The sequence below is a fragment of the Streptococcus mitis SK597 genome (genome assembly GCF_000148545.1).
In the GTDB taxonomy this organism is placed as follows: Bacteria; Bacillota; Bacilli; order Lactobacillales; family Streptococcaceae; genus Streptococcus; species Streptococcus mitis_C.
Genome location: NZ_AEDV01000091.1, coordinates 1 through 10,519, shown reverse-complemented (window position 1 = coordinate 10,519; position 10,519 = coordinate 1). Strand labels below are relative to the sequence as shown.

13 protein-coding genes are annotated in these 10,519 nt (G+C 41.3%); 11 read left to right on the top strand and 2 right to left on the bottom strand.

Annotated features, from left to right (window positions below):
• Nucleotides 1-12 precede the first annotated feature (12 nt).
• Together rnjA and SMSK597_RS11860 are read right to left on the bottom strand one after the other, a co-directional pair.
• A complete protein-coding gene (rnjA, locus tag SMSK597_RS11865; RefSeq protein ID WP_000331995.1) occupies nt 13-1,692 on the bottom strand; it encodes a ribonuclease J1 in 1,680 nt (559 codons plus the stop codon).
• 1 nt (nt 1,693) lies between these two features.
• The gene (locus SMSK597_RS11860; protein ID WP_000639571.1) at nt 1,694-1,927 is read right to left on the bottom strand and encodes a DNA-dependent RNA polymerase subunit epsilon; all 234 of its coding nucleotides are present in this window, start codon (nt 1,925-1,927) and stop codon (nt 1,694-1,696) included.
• 278 nt (nt 1,928-2,205) lie between these two features.
• Between SMSK597_RS11860 and SMSK597_RS11855 the strand changes: the two genes are divergently transcribed.
• From SMSK597_RS11855 to SMSK597_RS0103240, 11 genes are all read left to right on the top strand, one after another.
• Entirely contained in the window at nt 2,206-2,421 is a 216-nt protein-coding gene (locus tag SMSK597_RS11855; RefSeq protein ID WP_000282478.1) for a hypothetical protein, read from the top strand.
• A 537-nt stretch (nt 2,422-2,958) separates the two neighbouring features.
• Entirely contained in the window at nt 2,959-3,642 is a 684-nt protein-coding gene (gene tsaB, locus SMSK597_RS11850) for a tRNA (adenosine(37)-N6)-threonylcarbamoyltransferase complex dimerization subunit type 1 TsaB (protein ID WP_000865728.1), read from the top strand.
• Nucleotides 3,639-4,076, top strand: coding sequence for a ribosomal protein S18-alanine N-acetyltransferase (gene rimI, locus SMSK597_RS0103245; protein WP_000569842.1), 438 nt, complete (start codon nt 3,639-3,641; stop codon nt 4,074-4,076). Before tsaB ends, rimI begins: the two co-directional genes overlap by 4 nt.
• Nucleotides 4,066-5,076, top strand: coding sequence for a tRNA (adenosine(37)-N6)-threonylcarbamoyltransferase complex transferase subunit TsaD (tsaD, locus tag SMSK597_RS11845; RefSeq protein WP_000655025.1), 1,011 nt, complete (start codon nt 4,066-4,068; stop codon nt 5,074-5,076). The genes rimI and tsaD overlap by 11 nt, the downstream gene beginning before the upstream one ends.
• A 103-nt stretch (nt 5,077-5,179) precedes the next feature.
• Nucleotides 5,180-6,043 (top strand): XRE/MutR family transcriptional regulator, encoded by an 864-nt coding sequence (locus SMSK597_RS11840; protein ID WP_000572845.1) that lies wholly within the window; start codon nt 5,180-5,182, stop codon nt 6,041-6,043.
• A gap of 284 nt (nt 6,044-6,327) precedes the next feature.
• Complete coding sequence (locus SMSK597_RS11835; RefSeq protein ID WP_000933478.1) at nt 6,328-6,561, top strand: hypothetical protein; 234 nt, start codon at nt 6,328-6,330, stop codon at nt 6,559-6,561.
• 21 nt (nt 6,562-6,582) lie between these two features.
• On the top strand, nt 6,583-7,260 hold the full coding sequence (locus SMSK597_RS11830; RefSeq protein WP_000738309.1) for a CPBP family intramembrane glutamic endopeptidase: 678 nt from the start codon (nt 6,583-6,585) through the stop codon (nt 7,258-7,260).
• 11 nt (nt 7,261-7,271) lie between these two features.
• A complete protein-coding gene (locus SMSK597_RS11825) occupies nt 7,272-7,940 on the top strand; it encodes a CPBP family intramembrane glutamic endopeptidase (protein ID WP_000758145.1) in 669 nt (222 codons plus the stop codon).
• Nucleotides 7,941-8,088: 148 nt separating this feature from the next.
• Nucleotides 8,089-9,315 (top strand): MFS transporter, encoded by a 1,227-nt coding sequence (locus tag SMSK597_RS11820; protein ID WP_000862435.1) that lies wholly within the window; start codon nt 8,089-8,091, stop codon nt 9,313-9,315.
• A gap of 158 nt (nt 9,316-9,473) precedes the next feature.
• A complete protein-coding gene (locus SMSK597_RS11815; RefSeq protein ID WP_000659743.1) occupies nt 9,474-10,169 on the top strand; it encodes an AzlC family ABC transporter permease in 696 nt (231 codons plus the stop codon).
• On the top strand, nt 10,159-10,482 hold the full coding sequence (locus SMSK597_RS0103240) for an AzlD domain-containing protein (protein ID WP_000253932.1): 324 nt from the start codon (nt 10,159-10,161) through the stop codon (nt 10,480-10,482). The genes SMSK597_RS11815 and SMSK597_RS0103240 overlap by 11 nt, the downstream gene beginning before the upstream one ends.
• Nucleotides 10,483-10,519: the final 37 nt, after the last annotated feature.

Genomic DNA, 10,519 nt, shown 5'->3' with positions numbered 1-10,519 from the left:
TTTCGAAGAGTATTATTCTTCATCTGGTGTGAGGATCATCGGGATGATAATCGGTTCACGTTCTGTATTTTCATAGAGGAAGGGGCGAATAGCGTTGACAATGGCACCATTGACAGATTGAACGCTAGCGTCCTTGTTTTTCAGTGCGATACGGATTGCATTGAAGAGGATGCGTTGGCTTTGGCGAATCAAGTCTCCAGACTCTCTCATGTAGACAAAGCCTCGGCTGAGGATGTCTGGACCAGACAGAATCATCTGCGATTTGAAGTCAACAGTTGCGACTGCCAGAACGACACCGTCTTCAGATAGATCGCGACGATCTTTGAGGACAGCAGCGCCGATTTCACCGATACGATTTCCATCGACATAGATATCTTGGGCGTTGAAATGACCTGCAATACGAGCTGAGTTAGCAGTAAGGGCAAGCACATCACCATTGCTCATGATAAAGATATTGTCCTTCTCAACACCAGTATCCACTGCTAGTCCAGCGTGGACTTTTTGCATGCGGTATTCACCGTGGACAGGCATGAAGTATTTTGGCTTAATCAAGCGGAGCATGAGTTTTTGCTCTTGTTGGCCACCGTGTCCAGATGTATGGATATTATTCACTTTACCGTGGATAACTTCGACACCAGCTTCAGAAATGATATTGATCAGCTTGTTGACGCTAGTAGTGTTTCCAGGGATTGGACTAGAAGAGAAGATAACCGTATCGCCTGGTTGGAGTTGCACCTGACGGTGGGTTCCGTTGGCGATACGAGAGAGGGCTGCCATTGGCTCGCCCTGACTACCTGTACAGAGGATAAGAACCTCGCCAGCAGGGTAGTCTTTGATTTCATTTGGCTCGATAAAGGTTCCTTTTGGAGCTTTTATGTAACCAAGCTCAATTCCGTTAACAATGGCCTTTTCCATCGAACGACCAAAGACCGCAATCTTGCGTCCAGTCTTAACAGCGGCTTCTGTTGCTTGCTGGAGACGGAAGATATTTGAGGCAAAGGATGCAAAGATAATACGTCCTTCAATACCTTGGATAATCTTCATGATGGACTGTCCAACGACTTTTTCAGAGTTGGTAAAGGTTGGCACTTCTGCATTTGTTGAGTCAGACAGAAGACAGAGAACACCTTCTTCGCCTAGCGCAGCCATACGGTGCAAATCTGCTGGTTCGCCAACTGGTGTTAAGTCAAACTTGAAGTCACCCGTACAGACAATTTTCCCTTGAGGAGTATGAATGACAATCCCCAAAGGTTCTGGAATAGAGTGAGTCGTTCTAAAGAAAGTTGCCTTGAGATTTTTAAAGGTTAACTCAGTATTGTGGTTGATTTCGTAAAGTTTGGCGTTGCGCAAGAGACCGTGTTCTTCGAGTTTCCCACGGATTAAAGCTAAGGCAAGTGGTCCAGCATAGATTGGGACATTTGCTTGCTTGAGTAGGAATGGAATCCCACCGATGTGGTCCTCGTGTCCGTGTGTAATCAAAACAGCTTTGACGCGGTCGATATTGTCTACGATGTAAGAGTAGTCAGGAATGACGTAGTCGATACCCAGCAAGTCATCTTCTGGGAATTTAATCCCAGCATCGACGATGATAATCTCGTCTTGGTATTCAATCCCGTAAGTGTTTTTCCCGATTTCTCCCAGACCACCGATGGCAAAAACGCCGACTTCTTCAGGTTTAAGAGTATAGGCCATATTAGAACTCCGTGATTTCGAAGGCGCCAGTTTCTTTTTCGTAATCTAGCAATTTGTCAGACAAGAGTTCGATATACTCGATATTGTACTCTGGGCGATTTTCTTCGACAAGTTGACGAGCAGCGATACGGCCCTCAAGTTCTGAGTTGGCATCGATGTCTAGGTAAAGTGCGCGTGTTGTTTCACGACGTGGGCTACGTTCTTTTGTTTCTTGATAAAAAACTTTGTAAATCATATAGTTCCTTTCTATTTACAGGTCAGCTTATTCCAAACTTTTAGCAGAGATTTGCTTGATTTCATTCCATTTTGTGTCTAGATTGACCTTGATTCGTTACAATTATTTCAATTATACCACAAAATGAAAAATTAGTAAAAGACGGGAACGACAAAGTCATATAGTTACTCGTTGGGAAGCGTTTGCAAAAATAAAGAAAATGTGTTATCTTGATAACGGAAGTGGAATTTATCGTTTGTCATAATTCCCTATAGTTTTTAAGTCAAGGAGGTTGCCTTATGTATAACTTATTTGCCTTTGCTATCGGAGCTCGCTTGGTAGCTTTTATTGTTTTTGTTGCTTGCGTTTATGCGGGGAATCTTCTATTTGCCAAACTGGAACGACGACAAACCAAGTTCTTGTGGAAAATTACCTTTGTGACTCTCTACTCGCTTTTTCTCCTCCTCGTAACCTATGTCGTTTGGTTTGTATTTTACTTTGGATTAAATGCTTAGATGCCCTGCTTATGCTGGGGCATTTTTGTTTGGGGCAAAAGATAGTAAATTCATGACACGAAAATTCCACCCCATCTATCAAGATGAGGTGGTCTTTGCATTTTTCTAAAATGACATGACAATGGAATTTTCAAAGCTTATTATTTTTATGGTGGTCATTATTCTGCTCAAAAATAGAGTTGAAGCATAAAAATAAAACAATACAAACAGATAAATCGATTGGTAAAGGGATAGTAGTAATGTTTAAATCATTGAGAATGCTGAGCAAACTATAAGAGATAAAGATAATAAAATTTATCCTTCTAAAAATGTGTTTTTTATCTAGCATGACTTACCAAATTTTTTACGGAGATCCTTTCAATTTTCTTGTTCACTTTTATATTCGGAAAAGAAAAGGAAAAGTGAAGATTTTTTTGAATTTTATTTGCGAATTGTTTTTGGGCTAAGTGTAGGCATTTTTGTTTGGGGGCAAAGAAAATTCCCATGTGCCAGCTTTTGTAGTATAATAGTAAGCAGACAAAAAGATAGGAATGTGTTATGAAAGTATTAGCTTTTGATACGTCCAGCAAGGCTCTTTCTCTCGCTATTTTAGAGGACAAGCAGGTTCTTGCCGAGACGACGATTAATATTAAGAAAAATCACAGTATTACCCTCATGCCTGCCATCGATTTTTTGATGGAGAGTTTGGATTGGACGCCTAAAGATTTGGATCGAGTCGTGGTGGCTGAAGGGCCAGGTAGCTACACAGGCTTGCGAATCGCGGTCGCCACTGCCAAGACTTTGGCTCATACTCTGAACATCGAGTTAGTTGGTATGTCTAGCCTCTTGGCTCTGGTGCCATACCAACAAGAAGGCTTGTTCGTCCCTTTGATGGATGCACGTCGCAACAATGTTTACGCAGGATTTTATGAAAATGCCAAACCTGTCATGCCAGAAGCACACCTGCCTTTTGAGCGAGTGATTGAGTTAATCAAGGGTGCTAGCCAGGTAACCTTTGTCGGAGAAGTTGGTCCCTTTGTTGAGCAGATTCAAGAGCATTTACCAAGGACTAATTACAAAGAAACCTTGCCTAATGCAGCTAATCTTGCTCTTTGGGCTTGGGATAAGGAAGCAGAATCTTTGCACGACTTTGTGCCAAATTATCTCAAACGTGTTGAGGCTGAGGAGAACTGGCTCAAGAACCACACCGAGTCTGGTGAGTCTTACATTAAACGCCTATGATAGAAATTAAACGAATCCAACAGCAGCCTGACTTGGCTCAAACCATCTACGCTGTTATGATAGCTGTTTACCCAGTCAGTCCGTGGACGCTGGAACAAATCCAAGCAGATCTGTCCCAAGACCAGACTTGGTATGTTCTGGCTTATGATGGGGCAGAAGTGATTGGCTTTCTAGCTGTTCAGGAGAATCTTTTTGAGGCAGAAGTCTTGCAAATCGCTGTTAAAGGAGCCTATCAGGGTCAGGGGAACGCCTCGGCCTTGTTTGCTCAATTGCCAACAGACAAGGAGATTTTCCTCGAAGTCAGAAAGTCAAATCACCGAGCGCAAGCATTTTACAAGAAAGAAAAGATGGCGGTCATCGCTGAGCGAAAGGCCTACTACCATGACCCAGTCGAGGACGCCATCATCATGAAGAGAGAAATAGATGAAGGATAGATATATTTTAGCATTTGAGACATCCTGTGATGAGACTAGTGTCGCCGTCTTGAAAAACGACGATGAGCTCTTGTCCAATGTCATTGCTAGTCAAATTGAGAGTCACAAACGTTTCGGTGGCGTAGTGCCGGAAGTAGCCAGTCGTCACCATGTCGAGGTCATTACAGCCTGTATCGAGGAGGCGCTAGCAGAAGCAGAGATTACCGAAGAGGACGTGACAGCTGTGGCGGTTACCTATGGACCAGGCTTGGTCGGAGCCTTGCTAGTTGGCTTGTCAGCTGCTAAGGCCTTTGCTTGGGCACATGGACTTCCGCTGATTCCCGTTAATCACATGGCTGGCCACCTCATGGCAGCCCAAAGTGTAGAGCCTTTGGAGTTTCCCTTGCTAGCCCTCTTGGTTAGCGGTGGGCACACAGAGTTGGTTTATGTTTCGGAGGCTGGAGATTATAAGATTGTTGGGGAAACGCGAGATGACGCGGTTGGTGAGGCCTATGATAAGGTCGGCCGTGTCATGGGCTTGACCTATCCTGCCGGTCGTGAGATTGACGAGCTAGCTCATCAGGGACAGGATATTTATGATTTTCCTCGTGCCATGATTAAGGAAGATAATCTGGAGTTTTCATTCTCAGGTTTGAAATCTGCCTTTATCAATCTTCACCACAATGCCGAGCAAAAGGGAGAAAGCTTGTCCACAGAGGATTTGTGTGCTTCCTTCCAAGCAGCTGTCTTGGATATTCTCATGGCAAAAACCAAGAAGGCTTTGGAGAAATATCCTGTTAAAACCCTTGTCGTGGCAGGTGGTGTGGCAGCCAATAAAGGTCTCAGAGAACGCCTAGCAACTGAAATCACAGATGTCAAGATCATCATTCCACCTCTGCGCCTCTGCGGAGACAATGCAGGTATGATTGCCTATGCCAGCGTCAGCGAGTGGAACAAAGAAAACTTTGCAAACTTGGACCTCAATGCCAAACCAAGTCTCGCTTTTGATACGATGGAATAAGGAGTCAGCTTAAGGCTGGCTTTTTTGCTCTCTTAAATGTCAGAATATTTTGACAAAACCATAAAAATAATGATATAATATGCAAAAGCTAGGAGGTGGCAAGATGATTGAGAGAATGGAATTGGGGGAATTTTACAAGGAATTACGTTTGGCTAGAAAACTCAAGCAGTCAGATGTGGCTTGTGCTGGACTAACAGCTTCTCAGCTATCCAAGTTCGAACTAGGGCAGTCTATGCTGTCTGCGGATAAGCTCATATTAGCAATCCAAGGGATCAATGTGACCTTTGATGAATTTGGACACAAACTCAACAACTATCAAGAATCTCCACATATGCGATTTGGCAGAAAGGTTGTGGATCGCTTTGCCCACCAAGATATCGCTAGCTTAGAGCAACTGTTGGAGGAAGTCGAGCGAGAACAGATGGCAGAGACCTATCGTCGTTTGAATGCCATTGTGATTAAAGATGCTATCCATTCCTTAGATAAAAGCTATCCGCTAGCAGAGGAGGATAGCGAGTTTTTAACTACCTACCTCTACGCTATTGAGTCTTGGACCTGGTTTGAACTCTATCTCTTTTGTAATACCATGCCTTTCTTGAGCAATCAAGATTTGATATTTTTATCAACCACTTTACTTGAGAAATCTAAGGAATTTAAAGAGTTGGTACATAATAGACTGTATATGAAAAGTGGCTTTCTGAATATTATATCAGAGCTCATGGAGCGCAAACTTTTCTCTTACCTCCCAATCTTTGAAGCTGAGCTGGAGAGTATGCTTCGTCCATACGATGTTTTTGAAAAAGTATTGTGGCAATTTTTAAAGAAAATGAGTATTTTCCTTCAAACCAAAGGAAACAATCAAAAAGAGATTGAACACTTTATCCAATCTCTGCAAGTATTAGAAAATCCACAATTGATAGCCCTCTTCGAATTGCGTTTTCAGCAATACAAAGAACTTATCGATTAGTTAGAAACGGGAAAATGATAATAATCTCAGCAACGATTGTCAATAATGTTAAAATTTGTTTTTTCATAGTTTCTCCACTCCTCATTAGTAATAACTTTATTATACCAGTGAAATAATCAAATCTACCAAAATCGCAAATGTGAAATTTCTATAAGAAAAAATATCAAATATGCGATTTTCTAAAATAAGCCAATTTCCATGCTATACTGTCCTTGTAAGACATTTGAAGCAAATCCTAGGTCGCAGAAGTGGTTTATAAAAAAATAATTGGAGGAGTGTAAAAGATGTTAAATTTACAATTTGCAGAAACAATGGAATTGACAGAAGCTGAGTTGCAAGATGTTAGAGGAGGCAACATCGTAAATTCTATGGGAGGTGGCGGAAGAGGTGGTATATCTGGTTGGGGCGTCCCAGGAATTTACCCTGGTTGGGGCAATCAAGGGATGAGTCCTAATCGTGGAGCTTTTGATTGGACTATAGATTTAGCAGATGGATTGTTTGGCCGCCGTAGAAGATAGGCTCTTATAGGAGATAATAGGATGAAGAAAATGAAAGAAGTGAAATTGCACCTAGCAACTGGCTTGTTGATTTTGACTTATTACCTCATTTTTAATGTCACATCAGACTTAGATTTTATGGTTGCTTTGTCTGATAATATGTACTATGTGTTCCAAGTTTTATTGGTACTTATTCTGGGAACTGTAGCTACAATTGTTTTTGTCAAAAGTGAATATTGGAAAGAGTGTGGTCGTTTCCAGTTTCGTTGGTCTTACCTAGGTGTTTTCTTTCTTTCCTTTTTCTTATTGTTCGTGTGGGCAAATTTAACAACCTATATCTTTCCTCGTACTCAGAATGGAAGTACAGTCGTGGAGGTAGCTACCAGTTTAACAGGAACTAGCTATTTTGTTACGCGAATACTTTATACTAGTATTATCGCACCTGTGGGAGAAGAGGTTGTTTGTCGTGGTTTTGTGATGACAAGCTTGTCTAAATTCAAAAACTACTATATTGATGTTCTTGTTTCCGCTGCTGTATTTGGCGCTATGCATGTTTTGCAGTATGGTTGGGTAACGACAGATTTCATAAAGTATTTTGGAATGGGCTTGATATTTTGTATGATGTTTCGCTACACTCGATCCATCTATTGGGCTATAGCTCTGCATGCTTCATGGAATAGTTTCTTACTCATTGTCACTTTATTGGTATTTGGATATTAGAAAGGTGATATATGAAAAAGGTAACTTCAATATATTACTTTATTATAGCTTTTCTACTAGTTATTGCTGATCAGGAGTTCAGTGGTCTAGTTTTACGCAGCGACCTTGTTACTGGTCTATCTGACTTTGCCTATTATCTGTCGGATATGATGTTGAATTTTCTTGTGGTTTTATTTGCTCTTATTGCTATGATTTGGTCGGGGAAATGGCAGAAAATCAACAGTAGAAAGTTTAAAAGATCCTATCTTTTCTATTCCTTCCTAGCTCTGCTTGCTTTTGTTGCTTGGAATTTTGTCACCTTTTTTCTTTTCCCACCTACTCGAAATGAAATTTCTTATCAACATGCTGCTCCTACTTTTACAGGAGCTACGGCATTTTTGATGTATTTTTTTTATCCTGTGATTGCAGGTCCCATTTTTGAAGACATGATTTATCGTGGATTAGTGATGACTGCTCTGGAAAAAGGAAAGAAATGGGGGCTAGATGTACTTGGTTCCGCTGTTTTATTTGGGGTCTCGCACATTAGTAATCACGGTTGGGTCTTGACAGACTTTGTCTTCTATATGGGTGGCGGACTCATATTTGCAGTCTTATTTAGAGTGACAAAGTCCATTTATTGGCCTATTGGACTGCATATAGTCTACAATGGCATTGGTCAAATTTTGATGTTGTTACACTAGGAGCTGGTTAGTAGCTAAAGACATGATGAGGTGTGCAGTGAAAAAGGCTGTGTAGGCAATCTATATGATATGGTATAGACTGGGCATACAGGATTTATTAGGATGTTTTGGAATAAAAATTCCCATTTGAACTTAAAAAGGAGTTGTAATGAAAGTATTTCTTCAAAATAGAGATTTTAGGCAACTAACCATCAACCAGTGGATTTCAACGGTTGGGGATACGATTTTTTATCTGGCCTTTTTGAATTATGTGGCAGATGCGTCTTTTGCCCCTTTGGCGATTTTACTTATCACGATTTCAGAAACCCTTCCCCAAGTTCTACAAATCTTTCTGGGAGTTTTGGCGGATTTTCAACATCATCGTGTCCTAAAATATACAATTATTAGTTTTGCAAAATTTTTGCTTTACTCTATAGTGTCCCTATCGCTTTCAGGGCAGTCTTTCTCCTTGTTGCTAGTAGCATTTATTTGTCTGATTAACCTCTTGTCTGACACATTGAGCTATTTTTCAGGCGCCATGCTCACTCCGATTTTCATTAGAATTATTGGGCAAGACCATCTGGCAGAAGCTATTGGATTTAAACAGTCAACTGTTAGTTTAGTGAAAACAATCAGTAATATTTTAGGAGGAGTCTTATTAGGTATTCTATCCATCCAGTTTATTTCCTTACTGAACGCTCTTACCTTTTTAATCGCATTTTTAGGTATCCTATTCATAAAAAATGACCTCTTGAAAGTAGAAAAAACGATTAGCTATCAAGAAGGACTCTCTGTAAAATCCTTTTGCCAGCATTTGGTCCAGTCATCGAAATTGATATGGAAGATGAATCAGGTACTCTTAGTTTTGTTTATTATCTCTATTAGTCAAGCAGTGATAAATGTTACAGTTCCTGTCTCTACTCTGTTTTTGAGGAATCAGCCTTTTTTAAATTTACAAACAGGTCAATCTCTTGCCTTGTTATCCACCATGGATCTGTCAGCCCTTATTGTCGGAAGTCTTGTGAGTGGCTATTTGAAAAATACGATTTCTATAAAAACAGCTCTCTATGCCTCACTTGTCATCCAGTTGCTTCTTCTAGTAGGATTTGCCACAGTTCGTTTTGACTGGATTCTCATCTTTAGTGCCTTGGATGCCTTTTTCGCAGGTGTCCTCTCTCCTAGATTACAGGAACTCATTTTTAAACAAATACCTGAGGAGTCAATGGGAGCAGTTCAATCCTCTATCGGTGCTATTACGGTTGTTTTACCTAGCTTATTTACAATAGCTTTGGTAACCATTGCTACTAGCTTTGGAACTCTGGCAGTTAGCTTTGTTTTATTGGTATTTCTTCTAGTTGCCTTTTTCATGCTCCTGAATATCCGTGAAAGTATATAGCGGAGAATTTGTATAATATATGTTTGAGACTGGATTGCCAGTCTTTTTATGATGGTCAAAATCAGCAGACTTTTTTCTCTTTCCTGAATGTGTTATAATAGTCCATGCTATGGCTGGAGTCTTTTCAGCCCATTTATTAAGACAATATGAGGAGAAAGATGAAAGAAAAAGGATTTTGGGAGGGGGCGCAGGCAGCCATGCCAACGGCCCTTGGTTATGTCAGTATTGGCCTTGCCTGTGGGATTATCGGTGCGCCCTATGTGACACCTGTTGAGATGGGCTTGATGAGCCTCTTTGTTTATGCTGGGAGTGCCCAGTTTGCCATGTTGGCACTGATTGCGGTTCAAGCACCTGTGGCAGCTATTGCTATGACGGTCTTTTTGATCAATTTGCGTCTCTTTTTGTTGAGCTTGCATGCGTCAACCTATTTCCGTCATACCAGTCTCTGGCAAAATATCGGTATGTCTAGCCTTTTGACGGATGAGACTTACGGCGTTTTGATGGGCGAATTGGCTCATACAGACAAGGTCAATCCTATGTGGATGCACGGGAACAATCTCAACAGCTATGTGGCTTGGTTTGTGGGAACAGTTGTCGGAACGGCTCTGGGTGGTCTGCTTCCAAATCCAGAAATCTTTGGATTGGATTTTGCCCTGGTTGGGATGTTCATTGGAATTTTTGCTTCGCAATTCCAGATTATGCAAAGACGAATTCCTGTCCGCAATCTGCTGATTATCCTAGCAGTTGTTGCGGTGTCCTTCTTTTTACTCTTGACAGTGGTGTCTCAGTCACTAGCTGTTCTGTTTGCGACCTTGCTAGGTTGTACAATGGGGGTGGTTTTAGATGGTCAGTAAGTATCTTTTATTAGCAGTTATTTTCTCTGGCTTGGTGACGTGGATTCCCCGTATGATTCCCTTCATCTTGGTCAAGTATAAGGGCTTGCCTGCGATCGTTGAGCGTTTTTTGAAGTTCTTGCCCGTTTCTATTATCTTTGCCTTGATTCTTTCAAGCGTAGTGACAGGCAAGGTTGGGAGCTTTCCTCAAATCAAATGGCTGGACTTCTTAGCAGTCTTTCCAACAGCTTGGGTAGCCTTTCGCTACCGCAATCTAGTCGGAACGGTTCTCTTTGGAGTGGTTTTGATTGCCGTCTTGCGTTTGATCTTTTAATACTCTTCGAAAATCTCTTCAAACCACGTCAGCTTTG